At 27.7% G+C, this 23,457-nt stretch carries 20 protein-coding genes and 2 tRNA genes; 12 read left to right on the forward strand and 10 right to left on the reverse strand.

The genetic code is table 4. From position 1 onward, the window contains the following. Window positions 1-52 precede the first annotated feature (52 nt). Genes dnaA through ACT1UH_RS00015 form a run of 3 tightly spaced genes read left to right on the forward strand, consistent with a single transcriptional unit; the run spans window position 53 to window position 2,751 of the window. Entirely contained in the window at window positions 53-1,414 is a 1,362-nt protein-coding gene (gene dnaA / locus ACT1UH_RS00005; protein ID WP_438340586.1) for a chromosomal replication initiator protein DnaA, read from the forward strand. A 21-nt stretch (window positions 1,415-1,435) separates the two neighbouring features. Next, window positions 1,436-2,533: a DNA polymerase III subunit beta gene (gene dnaN, locus ACT1UH_RS00010; RefSeq protein ID WP_438340587.1), complete on the forward strand. Its 1,098-nt coding sequence runs from the start codon at window positions 1,436-1,438 to the stop codon at window positions 2,531-2,533. Continuing rightward, window positions 2,533-2,751 carry an RNA-binding S4 domain-containing protein gene (locus ACT1UH_RS00015; RefSeq protein WP_438340588.1) on the forward strand — a complete coding sequence of 73 codons (219 nt, stop codon included), beginning with the start codon at window positions 2,533-2,535 and terminating at the stop codon, window positions 2,749-2,751. Before dnaN ends, ACT1UH_RS00015 begins: the two co-directional genes overlap by 1 nt. Window positions 2,752-2,819: 68 nt before the next feature. On the opposite strand, the gene ACT1UH_RS00020 is transcribed toward ACT1UH_RS00015, so the two are convergent. Next, the gene (locus ACT1UH_RS00020) at window positions 2,820-3,593 is read right to left on the reverse strand and encodes an MAGa3780 family membrane protein (protein ID WP_444704974.1); all 774 of its coding nucleotides are present in this window, start codon (window positions 3,591-3,593) and stop codon (window positions 2,820-2,822) included. Window positions 3,594-3,846: 253 nt separating this feature from the next. Here ACT1UH_RS00020 and rpmB point away from each other — a divergent pair, with 253 nt between their 5' ends. From rpmB to rsmA, 4 genes are all read left to right on the forward strand, one after another. Continuing rightward, window positions 3,847-4,044 (forward strand): 50S ribosomal protein L28, encoded by a 198-nt coding sequence (gene rpmB, locus ACT1UH_RS00025; RefSeq protein ID WP_438340590.1) that lies wholly within the window; start codon window positions 3,847-3,849, stop codon window positions 4,042-4,044. Between the two features lie 73 nt (window positions 4,045-4,117). Then, entirely contained in the window at window positions 4,118-4,816 is a 699-nt protein-coding gene (locus tag ACT1UH_RS00030) for a 5'-methylthioadenosine/S-adenosylhomocysteine nucleosidase family protein (protein WP_444704975.1), read from the forward strand. A gap of 6 nt (window positions 4,817-4,822) precedes the next feature. Then, window positions 4,823-5,587: a TatD family hydrolase gene (locus ACT1UH_RS00035; protein WP_444704976.1), complete on the forward strand. Its 765-nt coding sequence runs from the start codon at window positions 4,823-4,825 to the stop codon at window positions 5,585-5,587. Window positions 5,588-5,590: 3 nt separating this feature from the next. Further along, window positions 5,591-6,361 carry a 16S rRNA (adenine(1518)-N(6)/adenine(1519)-N(6))-dimethyltransferase RsmA gene (rsmA, locus tag ACT1UH_RS00040; RefSeq protein WP_444704977.1) on the forward strand — a complete coding sequence of 257 codons (771 nt, stop codon included), beginning with the start codon at window positions 5,591-5,593 and terminating at the stop codon, window positions 6,359-6,361. A gap of 249 nt (window positions 6,362-6,610) precedes the next feature. Here the strand turns inward: rsmA and ACT1UH_RS00045 are convergent, their stop codons facing one another. The 6 genes from ACT1UH_RS00045 to ACT1UH_RS00070 form a co-directional block, all read right to left on the reverse strand. Beyond that, window positions 6,611-7,408, reverse strand: coding sequence for a dimethylarginine dimethylaminohydrolase family protein (locus tag ACT1UH_RS00045; RefSeq protein WP_438340594.1), 798 nt, complete (start codon window positions 7,406-7,408; stop codon window positions 6,611-6,613). Window positions 7,409-7,527: 119 nt separating this feature from the next. Next, window positions 7,528-7,604, reverse strand: a tRNA-Arg gene (locus tag ACT1UH_RS00050). A gap of 6 nt (window positions 7,605-7,610) precedes the next feature. Next, window positions 7,611-7,685 (reverse strand) — tRNA-Cys (locus ACT1UH_RS00055). A 192-nt stretch (window positions 7,686-7,877) separates the two neighbouring features. After that, a complete protein-coding gene (locus tag ACT1UH_RS00060) occupies window positions 7,878-8,189 on the reverse strand; it encodes a hypothetical protein (protein ID WP_444704978.1) in 312 nt (103 codons plus the stop codon). A gap of 491 nt (window positions 8,190-8,680) precedes the next feature. Continuing rightward, the gene (locus ACT1UH_RS00065) at window positions 8,681-9,145 is read right to left on the reverse strand and encodes a hypothetical protein (RefSeq protein WP_444704979.1); all 465 of its coding nucleotides are present in this window, start codon (window positions 9,143-9,145) and stop codon (window positions 8,681-8,683) included. Window positions 9,146-9,318: 173 nt separating this feature from the next. Further along, window positions 9,319-10,131 (reverse strand): hypothetical protein, encoded by an 813-nt coding sequence (locus ACT1UH_RS00070; RefSeq protein ID WP_444704980.1) that lies wholly within the window; start codon window positions 10,129-10,131, stop codon window positions 9,319-9,321. Between the two features lie 265 nt (window positions 10,132-10,396). Between ACT1UH_RS00070 and ACT1UH_RS00075 the strand changes: the two genes are divergently transcribed. Both ACT1UH_RS00075 and ACT1UH_RS00080 read left to right on the forward strand, forming a co-directional pair. Then, a complete protein-coding gene (locus ACT1UH_RS00075; RefSeq protein WP_444704981.1) occupies window positions 10,397-10,759 on the forward strand; it encodes a hypothetical protein in 363 nt (120 codons plus the stop codon). Between the two features lie 511 nt (window positions 10,760-11,270). Continuing rightward, window positions 11,271-11,444: a hypothetical protein gene (locus tag ACT1UH_RS00080; protein WP_444704982.1), complete on the forward strand. Its 174-nt coding sequence runs from the start codon at window positions 11,271-11,273 to the stop codon at window positions 11,442-11,444. Window positions 11,445-11,716: 272 nt separating this feature from the next. Here the strand turns inward: ACT1UH_RS00080 and ACT1UH_RS00085 are convergent, their stop codons facing one another. Together ACT1UH_RS00085 and ACT1UH_RS00090 are read right to left on the reverse strand one after the other, a co-directional pair. Beyond that, complete coding sequence (locus tag ACT1UH_RS00085) at window positions 11,717-12,310, reverse strand: hypothetical protein (RefSeq protein ID WP_444704983.1); 594 nt, start codon at window positions 12,308-12,310, stop codon at window positions 11,717-11,719. Between the two features lie 81 nt (window positions 12,311-12,391). Beyond that, entirely contained in the window at window positions 12,392-14,086 is a 1,695-nt protein-coding gene (locus tag ACT1UH_RS00090; protein WP_444704984.1) for a DUF262 domain-containing protein, read from the reverse strand. A gap of 474 nt (window positions 14,087-14,560) precedes the next feature. On the opposite strand from ACT1UH_RS00090, the gene ACT1UH_RS00095 reads away from it, so the two are divergent. Further along, a complete protein-coding gene (locus ACT1UH_RS00095; protein ID WP_444704985.1) occupies window positions 14,561-14,809 on the forward strand; it encodes a hypothetical protein in 249 nt (82 codons plus the stop codon). 975 nt (window positions 14,810-15,784) lie between these two features. Here ACT1UH_RS00095 and gpmI read toward each other — a convergent pair. Beyond that, on the reverse strand, window positions 15,785-17,299 hold the full coding sequence (gene gpmI / locus ACT1UH_RS00100) for a 2,3-bisphosphoglycerate-independent phosphoglycerate mutase (RefSeq protein WP_444704986.1): 1,515 nt from the start codon (window positions 17,297-17,299) through the stop codon (window positions 15,785-15,787). Window positions 17,300-17,600: 301 nt separating this feature from the next. Between gpmI and ACT1UH_RS00105 the strand changes: the two genes are divergently transcribed. Both ACT1UH_RS00105 and ACT1UH_RS00110 read left to right on the forward strand, forming a co-directional pair. After that, entirely contained in the window at window positions 17,601-20,351 is a 2,751-nt protein-coding gene (locus tag ACT1UH_RS00105; RefSeq protein ID WP_444704987.1) for a DUF885 family protein, read from the forward strand. 221 nt (window positions 20,352-20,572) lie between these two features. Further along, the gene (locus tag ACT1UH_RS00110) at window positions 20,573-23,299 is read left to right on the forward strand and encodes a DUF885 family protein (protein WP_444704988.1); all 2,727 of its coding nucleotides are present in this window, start codon (window positions 20,573-20,575) and stop codon (window positions 23,297-23,299) included. Window positions 23,300-23,457: the final 158 nt, after the last annotated feature.

Below are 23,457 nucleotides of genomic sequence, written 5' to 3' on the forward strand. Positions count from 1 at the left end.
TTTAATTAAAAAAAATAGTTTTGCATCAATTTAAAATATAATTTATATTTATATGAAATACCAAGAAGCTCAATTGAATCTAAATGTAGAGAATAAAATACTTCAAAATGAACTTAAAAATAACTCTAGCGATGAAATGGTTTATGAAACTTTTTTTTCTCGTCTTCAACTAATTAGTACCGATGAAAATAATGCTTATATTTTAGCACCAACATATATTATTGATTATGTTAAACAAACATATCTTCAAACTATTCAACGAGCAGTAATTAATACACTAGAAAAAAAATTAGTAGTTGTTTTGATTTCATCTATAAATGAAATAAAAAAGATCATTGATAATGAGGAAGCTCATAAGTTCATTAATTCTGAAAAGATAACTAATGTTAAAAATGATTTAACGTTTAGCAATTATTTTATTGGCAACTTTAACAAGATAACTTTTAAGGCGGTTAAACAAATTTGTAATGAATATAACGATAGTTTTAATCCCTTGTTCATTTATTCGAGTAGCGGGTTAGGTAAGACACATTTATTACATGCTATTGGCAATGAATTTAAGAAGAAAAATAAAACATGTTTATACATCAATCCGGACAATCTAACCCGAAAGTTAGTGGAACAACTTAAATCAAGAAATCAAGAGCAAATTAATAAAATTGTTGACGAACTGACTTCTTATGATTGTTTAATGTTTGATGATGTCCAACAATACGGTAATAAAGAAAGTACCTTAAATGTTTTATTTAATATTATTAACACAATGAAGACACAAAAAAATCAAATTATTTTCTGTGCTGATAAGCAACCGAACCAACTTGGCGGCTTTGAGCAAAGATTCCTGACAAGATTTGAGGGCGGTCTAATAACTGAAATTAATGATTTAAGTGTTGAGGATGTTATTAGCATTTTAAAATTTAAACTTAAAGAGAATGATGTAAACCCTGATTTATGAGAAGAGGAATCATTTAGATATATAGCAAGAAACTTTTCTTCATCAATTAGAGCGCTTGAAGGAGCAATAAGTCGCATCAAATTATTTGCTGATGGTGATGATTTCTTTACATATGATTTAAGGACAATTCAAAATATATTTAAAAATGTCACAAAAGCTGCTGAAACAATAACCCCTGAAAAAATTATTGAAACAGTAAGTAAATACTATGGTATTGATAAAAAGAAAATATCTAGCCCAACAAGAGTTAAAGAAGTTGTAATGCCTCGAAAAATAGTTATTTATTTATTGAAACATAATTTTGATTTTACTTTGAAGGAAATAGGAAAGATTGTCGGGGATCAAGCACACTCTACTGTTATTGCTTCTTTGAACTGAGTTGATGCTAATTTACAAAGTAATTCTGCTATAAAAACTGCTATTGAAAAAATTCAAAATACATTAAAAAAAGTAATATAACAATTTAAGGAGTAAGATTTCATGGAATTAAAGATTAATAAACTTTTATTAGATGCTGCTATCGAAAGGGTGGCAAAAGCAATAGATGCCAATCCTTTTATGCCAGAATTAAAAGGCATATTACTTAGTGCTGAAGGAAATAAAATTACATTAATTGGATCAAACGGATCAATCAGCATTAAACACGACATAAATGTATCGCTTGATGCTGAAATTATTCTTCCCGGCAAAATTCTTGTTGATCTTTCATTATTTAGAAACATAGTCAAAAAGTTAGATAACGATATTATTTTGAAATCAAAGGAAAATACTCTTGAATTAATCACTGAAAACGAACGTTTTTCAATCAATTTATATAATCTTTTTGAATATCCAGTTATTGATTTTTCTGTTTATGGTGATCAAGTTAAAATTAGTTGACAAAAACTGAAAAATATGGTAAAAAATGTTTCTGTTTCAGCTTCGACACTTGAAACAAATATTATTTTATGTTGTATCAATATATCTGCTCAAAATAACCAGTTTAAATTAGTTGCAACCGACAAATACCGTTATGCTGAAGAAATTGCCGAGATTGCTGATGATGTTAATTTTAATATATCAATACTTGCTAAGAATTTAAAAGATGTTTTGAATTTTGATTATAGTGGTGATGTTATTTTGAATATTTCAGATCAAAAAATATTATTTGAGTTAGACGGAACAGTGATCGAATCAAAAGTCGTTGACCAAGTTTATATTGACGTATCTAGAATTATTCCGAAATCATTCGCTTATGAATTGATCATTACTAAAAAGGAGCTAAATAGTTTATTAAACAAGGCATCGGTTATTATTTCAGAAAATTATAATAAGATTAGATTACATATTAATGACAATATTTTAACAATATCATCCACACGTGATGAGATAGCTAATGCCGAGATTAAGACACAAAAATTTAGCTATAATGATAGTGAGCTTAAATTAGCGTTGAATTCAAAATTTTTAAAAGATGCTATTCAAAGTTTTGATGATGAGATAAAGCTATCATTCACTGCTGATAAGATGCGAATTGTTATAACATCACAATCAAATCCTAAACTTTATCATTTAATTACACCGCAAAGAGGTTTTTAATGAAAATTGAAATTTACGGAAGTGAAATTAAATTAGGTCAATTTCTCAAAAAAATAAACCTTTGTCGCACTGGCGGAATGGCTAAAATATTTTTGTCATTTCACAAAGTAAAAATAAACGATAGAATCCCTAAAGGCCGGAATGCTACTATTAGAGTAGGCGACACAGTTTGAATTGATGATCAAATCTATTTAATAAGAGAAGCGATTAATGAATAACGGCCTAATAAGTAACAAAAATTAAAAACCAACGGAAGTTGGTTTTTAAAAATTTAATTAAATAATTTCTACTTATTTTCAGAAATATTTATGCATTTTGATTGTTGAAGATTTTTATTTTTGCGGCTTATGTATTTAATTCTATATACTGCCTTTCAAAAAGCACATAGGGCAATTGGAATAACAAATCCTAAAGCGAAAATTAATATATCTAAAACAATAATTATTCCTTTATTATTTCCTTTATAAAAGAAAGGATTTTTAAAATCTAGAAATGTATAAATAATAACACCATGATTTTCCTTAATTTTATTAAATGTTGCAAAGTACAAGATAAATGCAAACATGAAGTATCCAAACAAAATTAGCATTGCTGTTAAAATTGTTTTAAAAGTTATTTTTATTTGTTTTTTAATTAGAAATAAACCAATAAAACCAAGGGTAGGATTAATTGCATGAGTTGTTAGGGATTTGATTGCATTAACTCAGTTTTCTCATGTTTCCCTTCGATATGAGATTAAGGTTCAATAAATTAAAAAAGTAACTGTAATTAATACAACAGAGATAAAAAACATTTGTTTTGCTTTTTCATTTTCTGGTTTTAGTGCCACTGAAATTAGGGTTGCAGCTAATAAAAAGTTTGATAAATAGGTAAAATAAAATAATGATGAAAAACGTTTAAAAACTAAATATAAAGTTGGTATTTCATTGTCAAAATTGTCCTTTTCTTTGTACGAAAGAATATTAAGGATCAAAAAACCCAGTGATGTTAGTCCCACAAAAATGCCAAAAATTAAGTTAATAGTATTGTTTTTGCTAAGTTTATTTTTTTCTTCTAGCATATAATATACCTCCATAATTAACTGTGTAAAATTATAATAAAATAAAATTTTCATATTACTTAAAAAAATAATTATTAACTTTAAAGTGTTGTTAAAGTAATATTGTAAAATAAGCGTCTCTAAAAATGACAAAAACAGGTAATTTAGTTTATCTAATTTATTTTCTAAATGTGAATATGAACAAAAATTAAAAAAAAAATTAATTTAATATAAAATATTAAAGATACTGTTTTACAAAATTAAGGAGATAATAATGCCAGGAAGAGATCAATTAACAGGTCAAAAACCATTGAGTGGAAACAAGAGATCACATGCTTTGAATACCTCAAAAAGAACATTTGACCTTAACTTGCAAAAAGTAACTGTTTTAACTGAAAATGGCACAAAGAAAACTGTTAGAGTAACAGCAAAAAATGCTAGAACTTTAAAAAAATACGGTTTAGTAGCTTAATTCATATGTATAATAAGTTCTTGGAATTCCCAAGAATTTTTTATTATAAATTATTATATTATAAGGAAATAAAATGAAAAAAATTAGCCTATTTGTTGTTGCTGAAAAAGGTGAGATAGATATTTTAAATAATATTTTCTTTTTAGAAGATAATTTATTTGAAAATGAGAATACAAGCTTACATTTGTGCTTATCAAATTATTCAAAAAAAGAATTTGCATTATTGTATTGCGGTGTTGGTAAGGTTAATTCCTCATTTGGCTTAACACAAAGCATTGCTAAGTTAAAAGAAAAAGATTATCAGGTTGAAAAGATTGTTAATATTGGGCCGGCGGGTTGCATTTTAGATGTTAATGTTGGTGATGCTTTTATCATTGAAAATTCATATTATTTTGATGTTGATCTGACTAAATTACCGAATTACAAGCTAGGCCAATTACCTAATAATCAATACAAGTTTATGACAAATTCCATTTTATCTAAGGAAATTAATAGCATTTTAGGTCTAAAAAACACTGATTTATTGTCTGCTGATAAGTTTTTTTCTAAAAATGATATTGAAAAAATTAAGGATAATTTTGAAAATATTGGGATCTTAGATATGGAGGCTTGTGCTTTAATACATTGCGCTAATTTATTAGGAATAAGAATTGCTGTTATAAAGGTAGTGTCAGACTTCTTGCATAAAAATGAAAATTTTTATATTACTAAAAAAAGTGTATGAAAAGAGAAAATATTTTTAATTTTTAAACAATTATTGGAGGAGTTATAAAATAAAATGAAATACGTAGACGTCCATACTCATCCTTTTAAGGAATATTATGATGAACCATATAGTGTTATTTTAGATTGAAAGAAGCAAGATATGGAAAAGCTTTTTATTGTAGGCACTTCGAAAAACGATTCAGTTGAAGTTATTAATTTATGCAAAAAAGATAAAGAATTTTTACACCCAATTATTGGGATTCATCCTACTGAAGCAGTTGGAAGTAGCGATGGCAATTTTATTGAGTCTATCATCAATGATGATGTTATTGCTATTGGTGAAATTGGACTTGATTATCATTATGATAATTCTCCAAGTAAAGAAATTCAGAAGGAAAGTTTTATTTCACAATTAAATGTAGCTAGAAAACATGGCATTTCTGCAATGCTTCATGTTCGTGATGCCTTAGACGATGCTTTTGAAATAATTAAGAATTCTGAATTTAATGATATAAATATTATTTTTCATTCCTTTAGTGGGGATCTTGATTTTGTTAAGAAAACATTGCCTTATAAAAATATATATTATTCAATTTCTGGCGTAGTAACATTTAAAAACGCAAGAGCTTTACAAGAAGCTGTTATTAATATTCCTATTGATAGAATTTTGTGTGAAACAGATACACCATATTTAGCGCCAACACCGATGCGCGGTAAACCAAATATTAGTCCATATGTCAAATATACATACCAATTTATTGCCAATCTTAAGGGTATAGATGAGGAGTTACTTGTAAAGCAGGTAAGACTAAATGTTAGAAAGGTTTTTGGTATATAGAAAATGCAAATAAGGGCTAAAAAAAGTTTTGGGCAAAATTTTTTAATTAATAAAAAAATTCAACAAAAAATTGTTGAATCAGCTGACGTGGAAAATGAAAACGTTATTGAAATTGGGCCTGGTTTGGGGGCGATTACAAATTTGCTGATTGATAAGGTAAAAAGTCTTGAAGCATATGAATTAGATAAAGATTTATATGATATATGAATTAACAAGGAAGTATCAAAAAATATTAAGTTTTTAAATAAAGATTTTTTAGATGCTGATTTGGTCTCAAAATTTAAAAAAGTCGTTGTCGGTAATATTCCTTATAATATTACATCTCCCATTATATTTAAATTAATTGATAATTATAAATATGTCAAACATGCTGTTATAATGGTGCAAAAAGAAGTGGGGGATAGATTAATTGCAAAGCCTAATTCAAAAACCTATTCTAAATTAAGCGTTGCGCTTCAAAGTATTGCTAATGTTTCAAAGGTTATTGTTGCAAAACCTTCTGATTTTAATCCCAGCCCAAAGGTTGATTCGATGGTTGTAAGAATTGATTTTGCTGATAATATAGATTTTGAATTATCGCCCTTTTTAGATTTTTTAAAATTATGTTTTCAATTCAAGAGAAAAACATTAATTAATAATTTGATATTAAAATATAATAAAAGCACTGTTTTATTAATATTAAAGAGATTGAATATTCATCCAATGTCTAGACCTGAAAATATTGGTGTAAATGACTATAAAAAGCTCTTTTTTGAGTTTTTAAATTGTTTTTAATCAAAGTTATTAATAAAAAAAATATATGCTTTATAATTAAATTATATTTCATAAAAAAAATATATTAGCATGCAACCCACAAGCATGCTTTTATTTTTTATTTTAATACATTTTGATCACTTTATTTAATATAAAGAAGTACCTATTAAACATATAAATTATGTTTTGATATATATGTAGCAATAATTTTCATTGCTTTATTTTATATTTAAAACATTAAGAAACTGGGGTTGAACCCAGTTTAGTGTTTTAAAATCTTAACGATAAGCAGCTTAGTCCGCCATCTAATTTTTTATATTCAGATGTATCACAAGTAATAACCCTGTAAATTCCTAAATCTTGAATTGCTTTTAGAGTATGTGGATATCCTTCTGGTACAATCACTGTCTCATTAACTCAAATGCAATTAGCAGCATATGCTTCGCTTTTATCAACAATAATTTGATTAAATTCTTTAAATGTTGGGTAGTGTATGAATTCCCCAGAAATTAACAGATTATTATGTTCTAGATAATTAACGCCAGTCTTTAGATGTAGCATTTCTGTCATAGGAACTGGAATGCATTTTTTTCCTACACTAGCTAAAATATTATGAAATTGTCGAATACCTTCGCGGTTTGTTCTATCAGACATACCAACGTAATAAGTATCTTTAACCATCATAACATCACCACCATCAAGCGTTCCAGGGGCTTCGATTTTAAAAATGTGGTCTTTGTCAAAGAATTTTTCTAGATATGTCAGCATTTCATATTTTTCGCCATTACGTGATGCTGCACCAGGATTAGATAATATTGCAATTTCTCCTGTAACAATTACAGCTGTGTCTTCAACAAAACATGAGTCAGGAAAATCTTCATTTTTTGGACAAATGGTAACATTTACGCCGCAGCTTTTTAAAGCATCAATATATTTTTCGTGTTGAATTAGAGCTAGACTATAAATTGGCTTCCCTAATTCAGGAGCCGATGTTATTCCCATTGTCATTGAAGAAGCTGGTGTCTTAACTATAACATTTTTAAATTTATCTTTCATTTGATCTTTCATTTTTAAGTACTCCTAAAATTAAGTAGTTGTGAATTAATTGTATTTTATTCACAATTTAATTTTATCTAATGAAATAAATAAAAAAACGCATTCGCGTTTTTTTGGTCATTTTATTGAAATGGCGCGCCCGGCAGGAGTCGAACCCGCAACCTCTTGGGCCGTAACCAAACACTCTATCCAATTGAGCTACGGGCGCATTAAATGGAGCCACCAACCGGATTCGAACCGGTAATCAAGGTGTTGCAGACCTATGCCTTGGCCATTTGGCTATGGTGGCAACACTATATATTGCTTTATAATTATAAACTTTTTATTATTTTTTTTAACAATATTTGTAAATTCACATTAATTAGCGTGAAAAAATGAGCCACCGATATTTTGAATTTGTTTAATTATACATTTTGCATAATTTCTAATAAAAAAATATCTCTAGTTTAGGAATAGAATAATTTATTATAAAATTACAATTTTATTTATATCTCTTCTTATTTTTTTCTAAATCTTCATTAATTGATCGCATTAAATCTATTTCTCTTTGTGAAATAAGACCAGTTTTAACAAAAGATTCTAAAATTTCTGTTTTTTTTAGATAACATTTGATTGTAGTAATATCCGGGCTTCTTGATGTTTCACAATTTTTTTTAACCACCGATATTTCAAGAGGAAGCTTTTTACTATATGCTATTTTCTCATACATTTGAATGTCATTTTCATTTAATTCAAAAGCTTTATATCTTTTATTGTTTATGTGAAAATAGTATTGTTGATCTGCACCAATCATAAAAGTTGCATCATTTTTTGATGTGACTTTTATTTTTTGATATTACAATTCCATTAAAAATTTGTCTTTTAATTGGCAAACCAAAATAAGCTTCAAGAATTGCACTGTTTGGTTTTCTAAATTCATTTTTTTTCAGAATCGGTAATTGATTTTCTTGTTTTTATATTATTAAGCATTGCAATAATTTCGTGTCTATATTTATTAGCGTCTTGGTTTGTTTCGATATTTCTATCTTTTAAGAATATTGGAATTTTATTATGTGCAATTCTTCAAAAACTTTATATATGTGGTTTTTCATTAGATACTGATGTTGTTATAAATTCAGCAGCTAATTTTGTGACTGCATTATACAAAATAGCGCTAGATTCAAGGCTATTATGAAAATTCATTCTATTATCGCTAATTATTACTTTCGGTATCTCGTATTTACTGATTTTCTTTTTGAGATTATGGTTGGTTTTGCAATCTTTTCTTTAGGCAAAATATTTGGTTTATAAGGTATATATTTTTTGACAAAAGTTTTTTCTTTTTATTGTATTTTTATGAGCAAAAGCACTTAGAAATCCGCTTTGTGTAAGTCTTTTTGTTAATTGACTATATGATATTTTTACATTAGCTATTCTCTCATAAAACAAACGGTAAGACATATATGAATTACAAGAACTATTTTTTGTTCCAGCAATTAATTTTTCACTTTCGTATTTTTTCCCATAATTGATAATTAAATCATTACTGTAAATCTTTTTTCTATCGCCTCATTGATTACCATGCGCTAAGTTAACCTCTTTTTTGCATAATTTAGCATTTCTTAATTTTTGTTTTAATCTTTTTATGGTTGATATTGAACATTTTGCTTTTAAGGATAATTGCTTATTTGTTAAATTAGAATATGTAGTTATAACATCTAATTTTCGTTTTCTATTTAATTGAAAATAGTTTAATTCTATTTCATGCATAATAAGACCACCTATAACATTTTACTATATATGTTAGGTGGCTCATTTTTGTTGCAATTTAACGAAATTTAGCCATTATGAGTAATTATTAAATACTTTAAAAGCAACCTTTTTTAAAATTAACAAGGCTGCTTTTTTATTATTTAATTTACTTTTTTTGTGATTCAATGATTTTATTTTAATTGTTGCAATAATTCATCTGTTAGTGCCAATTCTGTATAAAGTTCTTTGATTTTTGCCTTTCAATATTCTTTTGTCTGTGAATGCGTTATTTTTTCTAGGAGCTCAGTTAGTTTTTTATATAATTCTTCCTGCTTTGCAAGAATATTAGCTAATATTTTTTTTGCTTCAGCTCTTGCTTTTTCTGAAAATTCTTCAATTAACTTATCACCTTTTTCTTTGGAAAATTCCGTTATAAGTTCTTTTATTTTTTTAAGAAGTTCTTCATCAACATCTTTATGCATATTTTTTTCTTCTTCAAGTTTCGAAAATCTGCTATTAATTTTTTCATCAATTTCATGACCCAAAATATCAAAGAAGAAAATTTCTAAGTTATCTTGAATTACTTTTTCTCTAGTTAGTAGATATATTCCTTGATGTCTAGTCATTAAATCATAATATAAAAATTTAATCTTTTCAAGTTTTTCTTGTCTCATTTCATAATAATAGGTACGTAACTCTTCAAATTTTTTTATAATGGCATTTTTATCATTTGATATATTATCATCTTCTTTCTTTCCTTCACCGAGCTTTTGGGGATTCACTATTGGAGGAGTAGTATTATCTGGTGTCTCATGTTTATCGGCTTGTTTTTCTTTTGGCTTATTTTCAGGGTTCCCTTGATCGCCAGGCTTGTCGGGGCCTGGTTCATCAATATGTTCTGGTTTTTTGGGACCAGGGTTAGATGGGTTTGCACATGATAGAGCTATAACTGGTGTTGCCAAAACAGGCAAAAATCCTAAAAAAAGTAAATTGCTTTTTTTCATTTTTTTCCTTTCAATTTAGTATTTTTTTAATTATATAACCAAAAAAAAAAAAAAAATAGCGCTTTTTTCATTAATTATGTGGATTCTCAATTATTTTGCTACATTGCAATTCTCAATTATTTTGCAACATCCTATAGTTTAAAATCATTATAGGAGGTAATGTGAAATATGAAAAAAATAGAAATCCAGAATTTAACAGATTTTGATAAAAAAAGAAAAGATATTTATACCGATATAACTAATGAAAAAATTAAAAATAAACCAAATGGCCATAAAGCACGAAGTTAGCCGTTTTACAGTTTTTAAAATTAAAAAATCTATAAATTTTGACAGGACATTTAATGTCTCGCACAAAAATAAGGGAAATAAATATAAACAAAAGTTTAGTGATGATCTTGTAGATTCTAAAATTGAAAAAATCAGAGATTTTAGTTCTTTTATTTTTGATCAACCTACTGATAGAACTAGAAATGTTACTATGGCAATTTATTATAGAACAAAGGGTTCAATAATGTCTTTAAAAACTCTTTACAGACGCACCCTTAAAAAAAGGAACTATGCAATAGAGCACTCACATAAAGCAACTAGAAAAGAAGCTAAAAGAAACGTTAAAAAATATTTTAAATAACACGCCCCCCAGAAACAATATTTTATTATGCAATAAATAGTAGTGTTGAAAAGCCTTTTAAAACTGCTCAATTAAATTATCCCATATGCTTCTTAAAATAAAGAATATAAAACATTGAACAGAAATTAGTAAAATTGAAGACCAATTAATATATTACTTTAATTCTATATCTCCGAAATTAAAAAAGAAATAGCGATAAAAATTATTTTAGAAAAATAACTGAAGGCGATCCTGGTTGGTATGTTGATTATCATTTTAAAAACAAAACTCATTCAGGCACAGACGAATATTATGCCCCAGTTGATACTAACGGCAATAGAGTTAATTTTTCAAAGAAAATAAAAGTTTTATTTTGTATGAACTCAAGTTGTGAATATTTTTTAAAAACTCCAGAAAATCGTTACAAAGCAAGCAATGATTTATCTAACTTTAACTCACAAAGGATTTTAATTAGGTAAAAATCTTGACATTTGAGACGATTTGGCTTATAAAATTGAGTTTGATAGTTGTAATGCATAAGTCAGTAGTTTCGACATTTATGGACAAGTTTAATTACTTGATTAGAAATTTAGAAAGATTTAAATTAAATACATCAGGTTTAAAAGAAGAAATGAACCACTTAAAAACAATGTTTAAAGACACAATTAAACAAGTGGATAATGACCTATCTGAATACTTTAAGTAGATTTTTAATTTTATTTTATTGTCCGCAAAAGTGGGTTTAAAAAATTTTGTTTACCAACCAATCAAAATATGAATAAAGCTTAAAAAATAAATTTGATATCATAAATTTAATAAACATTTTTAAACTATAAAAATGTTGCAATTTGATTAAGAATTAACAGCAATTTATAGAACTTAAAATTATGATACTTTATGGTTTTAAATTATTCGTAATTTATTAATTCTCTAATGAAAAAATTACACCAGTTAAACCAATGTAATTTTTTGACCATACTATCAAACATTATTGTTTTGTCTTCTTAATTCATCATCTACTATTTTTTCGATAACTTTTAATTCTTGCTTCATTTTTGTTTCATTAAATATATTAGACCCATAAGATTTTCCTGCATCGGCTTCTAGTTTTTTTCTTAAAGATTCATCTTTTATTAATCTAATTTTTTCTTGTAACAGTTTTAATTTTTCTTTCGCTAATTTGGTGCGATTTTTGGCTGATAAATATATCGCAAAAACAAAAATACCAAAGAAAGCTATAAGCAATAGAAATAATATTGATAAAAAAGGTGTGGTGAATACAAATATTTTTGAGAGAATATATTTGTTTTTTATCTTCATCGAATCAATTTTCTTTAATTCTAATGTTAATAAAATAGCTAAGATAAATGAACCAATATTAAATAAAATTGCAAATAGTAATATCGTTATTCCTGCTCCGTCTGGATATACTTTTGGTATGGATATTGATAAAAAAGAAAAATCTACATCTTTTACCACATAATAATATCCAGTCGAAACCAAGTACAATATATATGCTAATATGGCAAAGGGTAATGATAAACCAAAATAAAGTTTTATTTTATTATTCATATTTCTCCTATTAATTATGTTTATTTTTCAATGTATTTTTCTATATTTTGTAATGTTCTTTTATAAATATCATCATTCATATTAATCCTTTGTTATTTCTTTAAATTTTTTAACTAATCCGTCATTTCTTTTCTTGATATCATTTATTGTTCAATAATCATTTTCAAGTTGTGAGATTTGTATTGCAGATCTAAATTTTGTCGCCTTTTTATATATCTCTTTTTTAGACTTAAATCAATCATCAGAAGCTCTAATATTACGCCTTTTGTCTAAAGGAATTATGTTTCCAATTTGTTCATATAATTCTTTATTTTCTTTATCGAATTGTGCATGAGATTTAGGTAAAATATGTTCTATTTCTCATTTGGCTGGCAATATATCCATCTCTTCTTGATCGTTTTGTGAATATTCAAACATTTTTATAATCATGCTTATGATTTTTACATTTGGACTTTTGATTTTTTCCATCACATCATCTGAATCTTTTTTTTCTAATTTAGAAAAATCAAACTCATGGCCTTTTATTATGCTTTTATTTAGTAACAAAATGCCGTGTTTAATATCGTTTATTGAAGGAATTACTAAATATCTTGTGACAATTCTATTTCTTAATTTTATTAATAACTCAAGATATTCACTTGTATCATCATTATCAATTTTGTCTTTATTTTTTAAATAATATATTAAAGCTGGGTATTTACCAAAATCATTAGAGAAAGAAAAAATAATATCTAGTTGTTGTTTAATCTTCGAGTTTAAGTCTTTTTCTTCATTTAAGTTATTCACCATTTTTAGAAATGAAATAATATTTTTAATAGTTTCTATCATTTTGTTAAAAATATCATCAATGTTATTTTGTTCTAGATATTTTAATATGTATTTTCTTATTCCTGGTGTGGTACTGTCGATATCTCCTTCTTCTGCCCTTAAATAGAACATATAGTATGAAAAAATATCATTTAATGTCTTATTCATTGAAACACAATCATATTCTAATTCTTTTCATTGTTCTATGAATTTATCTTTTTCATTTTTGTCTTTTAATAGGTTATATATCTTAGCCTTAAAAATATCGGCATCAGAAAGAGGAACCCCTCTATTATTAAGAGTTTCAAAAACCGTCATAGCAGATTGTTGAGATTGCGAAGATACAGTTAAGATAAGGGTTTTTTCTAATATGGTATTAAAAAAGTTAAATATCCCCTCAATTTCATTTTTTGCTTTTTCTTCAATCAACTCTATTAATTTTGCATAGTTTTTTGAATAATTACTTTTACTTTTTTTGTTATATTCACCACTTTTGATGATATTCTCAAAATCTTCTAAATTACTTTGCATTACTGAAACATTTTGAATGGACATTGAATTTCTATCAATTATTTTTTTATAATCATTTGAAATATGTCAAATACATTCTTCAATTTCTTTTGCTAAATTTTTAGTATTTTCACTATTAGTGTTCTCACATTTTTTAAGAATTGCTCTTAAAAGTAGAAAAATGGTCGTTATACGTTGTTGTCCGTCGATAATTTCTCATTTTCCATTTTCGTTTTCAAAGAAAACAATTGAACCTAAAAAATACTGTTCTTTTGAATTTGGCTCTTTAAGTATAATTTTGTAAAATTCTCATAAATCACTGAATAATTTTTCGGTTTGTTCTTCTCCTCATGAATATGGTCTTTGATATTCAGGTATTAAAAAATTATGTTCTTTAGAAGCATTTTGAAATAAATTTCTAATTGTTATACTATCTATATTTATTTTGTTTTGTGTCATATATTTGCCTTCTCCATGAAAATACGCAAAAATACACCTAATAGTTAGGTGTTAATTTAATGTTAAATTATTTATTAAGAGTCTGCTCTCTCTCTCTCTCTCTCTCTCTCTCTCTCAATCTTATTAAAAGAGGATTTGGGAAAGAAAATGCATTTAAAGTTTTCTTTGCATTATTCATGGTATTATAATTATAATAAATTTCTTTAGATATTGACATATCGAAAACGTGTTTTGATCATGTAAATTCTCAATTATTTTGCAACATTCTATAGTTTAAAATCACTATAGGAGGTAACGGGAAATATAAAAAAATAGAAATCCAGAATTTAACAGATTTTAAGAAAAAAAGAAAAGGCATTTATATCGATATAACTAATGAAAAAATAAAAATAAACCAAATCGCCATAAAACACGAAGTTAGCCGTTTTACAGTTTCTAAAATTAAAAAATTTATAAATTTTAGTGGGACATTTAATGTCTCACACAAAAATAAAGGAAATAAAAATAGACAAAAGTTTAGCGATGATCTTGAAGATTCTAAAATTGAAAAAAATCAGAGATTTTAGTTCTTTTGTTTTTGATCAACCTACAGATGGAACCAGAAATGTTACTATGGCATTTTATTATAGAACAAAGAGTTCAATAATGTCTTTAAAAACTCTTTACAGACGTACTTTAAAAAAAGGGGGGGTATGCAATAGAGCACTTGCACAAAGCGACTAGAAAAGAAGCTAAAAGAAACGTTAAAAAATATTTTAAATAACACGGTTTTAGAAACAATATTTTATTATGTAATAAATAGTAGTGTTGAAAAATCTTTTAAAACTGCTCAATCAAATTATCCCATATGCTTTAAAATAAAGAATATAAAACATTGAACAGAAATTAGTAAAATTGAAGACCAATTAATATATTACTTTAATTCTATATCTCCGAAATTAAAAAGAAATAGCGATAAAAACTGTTTTAGAAAAATAACTGAAGGCGATCCTGGTTGGTATGTTGATTATCATTTTAAAAACAAAACTCATTTTGGTGCAGTTAAGTACCTAAACGAATATTATGCTCCAGTTGATACTGACGGCAATAGAGTTAATTTTTCAAAGAAAATAAAAGTTTTATTTTGTATGAACTCAGGTGGTGAATATTTTTTTAAAACTCCGGAAAATCATTACAAAGCAAGTAGTGATTTATCTAACTTTAACTCACAAAAGATTTTTAATTAGGTAAAAATCTTGACATTTGAGACGATTTGGCTTATAAATTGAGTTTGATAGTCGTAACGCATAAGTCAGTAGTTTCGACATTTACGAACAAGTTTAATTACTTGATTAGAAATTTAGAAAAATTTAAATTAAATACATCGGATTTAAAACAAGAAACGAGTCACTTAAAAACAATGTTTAAAAACACAATTAACCAATCCAAATATGAATAAAGCTTAAAAAATAAATTTAAAAAATAAGGGCCGTAAGGTTAATTTAGAAATATATTACTATTTAATTTTTTTCAAAATATATAGATTGACAAAAAAATAATAGCAAAGTGTCACACTTTGCTAATTTTCCTGATTACTGGTTTAAATTTTTAGGTCTTAAAAAATAAATTTGATATCATAAGTTTAATAAGAATTTTTAACTATAAAAAATATTGCAATTTGATTAAGAATTAACACTTATATTACTTTTATAAATTTAATTAAAACTTCTTTAGCAATGATTGCCCTGTCATTTCCTTTGGTTTCTGAATATTTAAATATTCAAGAATTGTGGGTGCAACATCACAAAGCGCCCCATTTTTTAATTCAATATTTTTATCAGTTGAAACAAATAAAACCGGACTTGTTGTATGTTTTGTTGCAGGTTTATTATTTTCATCCTCAGTTATTTCGGCATTTCCATGATCAGCAGTTATGAATCATGTTACTTTATCACGATTAGCTATCACGAATTTAAGAATTCGTTCAAATTGTTCATCTAGAAACTCAATTGCTTTTATTGTTGCTTGTAAATTTCCAGTATGTCCCACCATATCTGGATTAGCATAATTCATGATAACAAAGTCATAATCATTAATTTTTTCAAGCAATTCGTCAGTTATTTCTTTAGCTGACATATGAGGATAATCAGCAAAGCTTGCAGCTTTGATACTATTTACTAAAATTCTATCTTCATTTTTATAAATAACTTCTTTTCCACCATCCATAAAGAAGGTCACATGCGCATATTTTTGAGTCTCTGCTAATCTTAATTGTTTTAGATTATTGGTGGCTAACACTTCTCCAAGCGGGTTATCTACTTGCATTTCTTTAAATGCGACTAAGGAATTAATACCCTCATATTTCATTAAAGAAGCAAAGAGATTTGGTTTTGTTTTGTTTTTAGGTTTATATTCATATAGTTTGCTATCTAAAATTAGATGACTAAGTTGTCTAGCACGATCTGGTCTAAAATTAAAGAAAAAAACATTATCATTTTCTTTTAAAAATAAGCCATTTTGGTTTTGTGCAGGGTAGAAAAACTCATCATAAATTCCTTGATTATATTGTTCGTTTATATACTTATTAATATCTTTATACTTGATGGGCGATTTACCAAGAATCGCTTCAAGTGCCAATTCATTTCTTTCGAATATTTGGTCACGGTCCATAGCATAAAAGCGCCCTGAAATGCTTGAAATCGGATAATTGAAATCTTCCGATAATTTTTTAAGTATTATCAATGAATCATTAATTGATTGTGGCTTAACATCTCGACCATCACCAAAAATATGAATTGAAACTTTTTTAAGTCCCTTGTGGTTGGCAAGTTTTATAATTTCAAATAAATGGTTATCTAATGAATGTACACCGCCATTACTTAGCAAGCCCATTAAATGCAAAGTGGTATTGTTTGCTATTGAATTATCAATTAATTTATTTATTACTTCGTTTTTTTTAAAATCACCAGTCTCTATTGCTCTATTAATCAATGATAAACCAGTATATACAATTCTTCCTGCCCCGATGTTTAGATGGCCGACTTCTGAATTCCCAATTTGACCTTTTGGAAGGCCTACATATTCTCCGGATGCTTGCAAAACAGAATTAGGACACATTGCAAACAAATAATCAAATATTGGATGATAAGCCTGTGCAAAAGCATTTCCTTGTCTTTCATTTCTAAGACCCAAACCATCAATTACTGTTAATATTACTTTTTTTTGATTTTCCATACATTACCTCTATAATAAAAAAATATATTTTTACTTATATAAATTTTATAATAAAACAAATGATGCTAAATCATTTCGATTGATTGAGGTGTTAAATTATAAAATATCTTAAAAAGATTGAGATTTGACTTTTTTTGGTCCATTTTTTCCTCTAATTATGTAAACTAAAGGCAAATGTAATATAATAAAAAATGTGTATCTATTGTGGACACACAAATCTTTATTTTTTAAACTTTATCAAAAGGTAAAAAATTTTATTAAATGATAAATTAATAAACTAAATTTAAGGATAAGTATATATATGACTCCAAAAACAAAAAAAGCCCTAATTATTAGTGGTATTGTAGGCGGTATTGTTTTAGTACCTACAGTAGTTACAATAATTCCATATGGCGCTCAAATTTCATGATTTAAAAGAGAAACTCAAAAGAATCAAAGATATGAGAAAGAATATGTAGAAGCTAAGAAAGCAGCTGTTGAAGATGAAGCAAATAAGGCTTTAAAAGCTAAAATCGATGCTAAGGATGCTCAAATTGCAGACTTAACACAAAAAAGCCAAAAAGCTGATGAAACAACTAAAGCAAAATTAGAACAAGAAATTAGAAATGCTGAAGCAGAACGTGCTCAACTTGACGATCAATATCAAGAAAATATTGAATCTAAAATTTTACCTATATTAGCAAAAATTGCTGAAGAAGGTGATTTGAGATACTACGAAGGTACCTTAAAAAATACAGCCGAATATGTAGTATTGTCATACAAAAAATTTCAAAGAGATTTAGCAAAACTTGCTTCTAGAGATGATTTAGATATAAATTATCCAAGCAAGGAAAATGCTCAAGAAATTATTAAGTTCTATCAAGATTGAATTAATACATTTTCGAAAATTAATTCAAGAAACCTAAACACTGCCTCAACAGCATGAGTAAGCGGATTAAAATATGAATGAGAAATAGCTAAAACAGTTTATGCATCAGAAAGCCGTTTACTTGGTGTTTGATTAGAATGAGGTCTATCTTCAGCATATCCTATCAATGCTTTTTATGACACAATTAGTGCAATTGATAATGCGAGAGCTCCAAAGGTTCAAAAGAATCTTAAAGAAGGAATTGAATCTGATGTTGTTTTATCAAAAGTGGTTATCAAAAATAATGTAAGATCAATTTTATCTAATTTTTACCAAGAACAATTGACAGAATTTTTAAATGGATCTGACGAGGAAATAAAAGTTACTGACCTTATTGCAAAAAATACAGAATTAGCTAAATCAAGCCCAGAATTAGTGAAATTCCACAAATTCTATGCTGATGAATATTACAAGGCTTCTAAATCAGGTTTGGGTGAAAATCTAGATGAATTAAAACTATATAAAAGAAATAAAATCAACGAAAAAGAAAATCACGTTGAAGTATTTGATGGCAATGATGTTAAAACAGTTTATGGTGTTGGTTTAACCGAAAAAGACCTAAATGCTAAGAATGTTGGTTTAAATTCTATCGTAGGAAAACCAGGTGTAACAAATGGAGATAAGGTTTATAGTGGTATCTTAAAATTCTCTACTACTACAGATGATACAGCCCAAGATGTGTTTAATTCAGGTTATGAAACAACGACAACAGCTGCTAAAAATATGAAATTGACAGCCGCTGCAGTTGCTAAATTAATTACTGGAAAAGACAAAGGTGTATGAGCTCCAACAATTAAGTATGATGCTGATGGTCTTGGACCAAATCCAGTTGAAGAAGTTAAATTAAAAATTAGAGATGCTAATGGTGAAATTAATATTTCTGATTTCTACAAGTGATTAAACCAAGAACAATTCTTCTTTGGTCGTGAAGATGCTTCATATTACACAGAAGCTAAAAAACAAGATTTAGCAAAAGATCCTAAATTAGAGGATGCAAGAAAAAATCTAAAAAGATTAGGATATGACTTCTTAAAGACAAATCACAACAAATATGGTTCGATTACAAATGAACAATTCTACTATGGAGCACTAGAAGCATTCAAGGGTTACCATGAATTTAGAGATACTACAATTGATCATGGATATTCATATTTCCCTAAGAGTGTCCCAAGATACGGAATCACTTCATATGAATATAAAAGACGTGCTGAAGAAGGTGTTGGCGCATATAATGGTAATGCACAAGTTGAAAAAGATGGATTTGGTGCATTTACATTTAATGTTGATCCATACTACAGCTTACCAAAATGATCAGTAACTTCTTTTGCTAACCACGAAAGTGTTATGGGACACCACAACCAAATCTATTACGCTAAAGAGTTTTTAAAAACTATTGATGGATTAACTGTTGGAAATATCTTTGATTACACTTCATATGCAGAAGGTTGAGCTTTATTTATGGAATGATTCGGAATTGAATCAGGACTATACGGAACTCCTGACTTTGACAGCGAAGACTATTACGCTTTCCCAGTAAGTTTTAAACATTCAAATGGAATTACAAGCTTTGTTTCTTCAGCAATATCGCAAGATGAATCAGCTGTAACTGCTGCAGAAATTAAAGGAATGAAGGAATTACATGGTGGTGTTTATTGAAGTTTAGTTGCATCAGAAGGCAAAAATAACTCAAGCGATGAAGAACACACTCTAAGAGCTGTTGAATTAGCTAATATGTTACAATATTTTGGTGCTTTAAATGAAGCTCAATTACGTAACATGAGACGTGCTGTCGATCCTGCATACCATGGAAGAATTGAAGGAAAAGAAGATTTACCTGCCGGTGCATCAATTCAAGATGTTAGAAACTTCCTACATGCTAACTCAGCATTAGGAATTGGTGATATTACATCAGAATCAAAACGTTATCTAAACCTACCCGGACAAGCAACATCATATAATGCTGGTAAAGAAGCTATGTTGAAGCTATATGATAGAGTACGTCAATCAAAGGGACTTTCAAGAAAAGATTTTGTTACTGTCGAAGATAAGGCAAACATTAAAGAACTATTAAATCTAATGTTAGAAACAGGTGGATTGCCTCTTGAAACTTTAAAGGAAATTGTAGAATTACATTACAAACTATAAGAGATTTAATTATTCTTTTTTTAAAAAACATCTAGCTAGTCTAGATGTTTTTAATTTTCCTTTCTTGTAGTGAAACTAAAACTCTGTATAGTATCAAAGATAAATATTTTTATGCTTTTTCATTTAAAATTAAGGTACCTGCAATTTTTGGCAGGAACTACTAAACATTGGATTTATATTTTTAAATTAGACATATAATAAAAGGATTTTAAATAATATATATGACTCAAAAAAACAAAAAAGCATTAATAATAACTTCGGTTGTTGGCACCTTAGTTGCAGCTCCTGTGATTTTTACTGTAATCCCTTTTGCTGCTCAAAATGCTTTATTTAGAAAAACAATTAATGAAAACAAGAAACTAGAAAGCGAATTAACAAATGCTGAGGCAAAGGCAGTTGAGGCAAATGTTGATACAAAAAATAATATTGAGGAAAAGAATACCAAACTAAAAGATTTAAACACAAAGTATAATGAATTGAATGATAAAAAGAGTGAACAAGCCACAAAAATTGCTAAAGAAATCAAAACCCTTGCTAGCGAAATTAGAAATCTTGAGTTAGAATACAAAGTAAACATTGATAATGCAATATTGCCTTATTTAGCTAAAATCGCCCAACATGGTGATGCTAAGTATTATGATAATAATTACAAACATACAGCTAGATATATTGTTCTTTCATATGATAAGTTTCAGAGAGAATTAGATGATTTGGCGGCAAATATTGATATATTCTATCCTGAAAAAGAAGATGTTGACAAGATTGTTAAATACTATCAAAAATGAATTGATTCATTTTCAAAAATTAACTCTAATAATCTCAATGTAACTACAACAGCCTGAGCAAGTGGATTGAAATATGATTGGGAAATCGCACAAACCGTCTATGCTTCACAAGGGCGACTAGCAGGTGCATTTTATGAAGGTGGACCAACATCAGCTTACCCAGTTAATTCATTTTATAAAACTATTTTAAGAATAACTGGCGATAGAGCCGAAAAGATGCAAAGAAACTTAAACGAAGGAATGCAAGCTAATATTGTTTTATCAAAAGTTGTTATTAAAAACAATGTTAATATCATTTTATCAAGACATTATTCAAAAGAATTGCTAGAGTTTGCAAAAGGAACACAAGAATCAAAGTCTGTTATTGAGATAATTGATTCTAATAAAATTCTTGATGAAAAAACTAAGGCATTCCATAAATTTTATGCAACTGAATATTACAAAGCATCAACTACTGGCTTAGGCGAAAATTTAGAAGAGCTTAAGGTGTTTAAATCAAATGCAGTTAACGAATTAGAAAATACTATTGAAATTTTTGATAATTCAAGTAAAAAAGTTGTTTCAATTTACGGGCTTGGTTTAACTGAAAAAGATCTTGATGCTAAAAATGTTGGTTTATCAAGTATTCCTGGTGATGAGAAAAATACAACTGGTAAAAAGATATATGATGGTATTTTAAAATTTGCTACAACTTCAAATGATTCTGCACAGGACGTATTTAATTCGGGTTATGAAACAACTAAGACAGCTGTTAAGAACATGGAATTAACTGCAAAAGCAGTCGCCAGATTAATTACCGGAAATGAGAACGAGCCATGAACCCCAACTATTAAGTATGATTCTGATGGTGTTGGCCCACAAGAGGTTAAGGATGTCGTGCTTGAAATAAGAGATGCAAATGGGAATATTAATTTGCCTGAGTTTTATAAATGATTAAACCAAGAACAGTTCTTTTTTGGCCGCGAAAATTCCTCATATTACACGCAAGAAAAGAAGAATGAATTAGAAAAAGACCCAAAATTACAAGATGCTATTAAAAATTTAAAGACTTTAGGTTATGAATTCTTAAAAGGTCAAAATTCTAAATATGGTTCAATTACAAATGACCAGTTTTATTACGGAGCTTTAGAAGCTTTTAAAGGTTATAATCAATTTAGAGACACTACTATTAACGAAGGATATTCTTATTTCCCTAAACAAGTGCCGAGATATGGAATTACTACATATGAATATTCAACTCGTTTAAGTTCAGGTGTCGGTGCATATAACGGAAGAGCTAAGGTTGAAAAAGACGGATTTGGTGCATTTACATTTAATGCGGACCCTTATTTTGGCTTGCCAAAATGGTCAGTAACTTCATTTGCTAATCACGAAAGTGTTATGGGACATCACAATCAAATATACTATGCGCAAAAATTTCTAAAAACTGTTGATGGGCTAACGATAGGAGACATTTTTAACTATACTTCATACAAGGAAGGTTGAGCTTTATTTATGGAATGATTTGGAATCGAGGCAGGTTTATATGGAACGCCTGACTTTGAAAATGAAGATTATTACGCTCTACCTGTTAGCTTCAAATCAGCAAAAGGAATTACAAGTTTTGTTAAAGCGACAAGACCACAATATGTAACTAACGAAGAAATTAAAGGAATGAAGGAACTACATGGTGGCGTGTATTGAAATTTAGTTGTTTCAAAAAACAAAATCGATGATGATAAATTGCATACTTTGAAAGCCGTTGAATTAGCTAATATGTTGCAATATTTTGGTGCTTTAAATGAAGCTCAATTGCGTAACATGAGACGTGCTGTTGATACTGCATATCATGGAGATATTAAAGGTACTGATGATTTACCAGCCGGCGCTTCAATTAATGACATAAGAAAATTCCTACATGCTAACTCAGCATTAGGAATTGGTGATATTACATCAGAATCAAAACGTTATTTAAATCTACCCGGACAAGCAACATCGTATAATTCAGGTAAAGAAGCAATGTTGAAACTATATGACAGAGTTCGTAAGTCAAAAGGCCTTTCAAGGGAAGAATTTGTATCAAATAAGGAAAACATTAAGGAATTTTTGAATTTATTATTAGAGACCGGTGCATTACCTCTTGAAACCTTGAAAGAAATTGTCGAATTACATTACAATTTATAATTTTATCTGCAAAATTAAAACTAGCCTTTTTGGCTGGTTTTTTTCTTATTAATTTTCAATCAAATCGCAACACTTTTATAGTTTAAAAATGTTTATTAAACCTATGATATCAAATTTATTTTTAAGACTTAAAAATTAAACCAGTAATCAGGAAAAAT

It is taken from the genome of Mycoplasma sp. 332 (assembly GCF_052378275.1).
GTDB lineage: Bacteria > Bacillota_I > Bacilli_A > Mycoplasmatales > Metamycoplasmataceae > Metamycoplasma.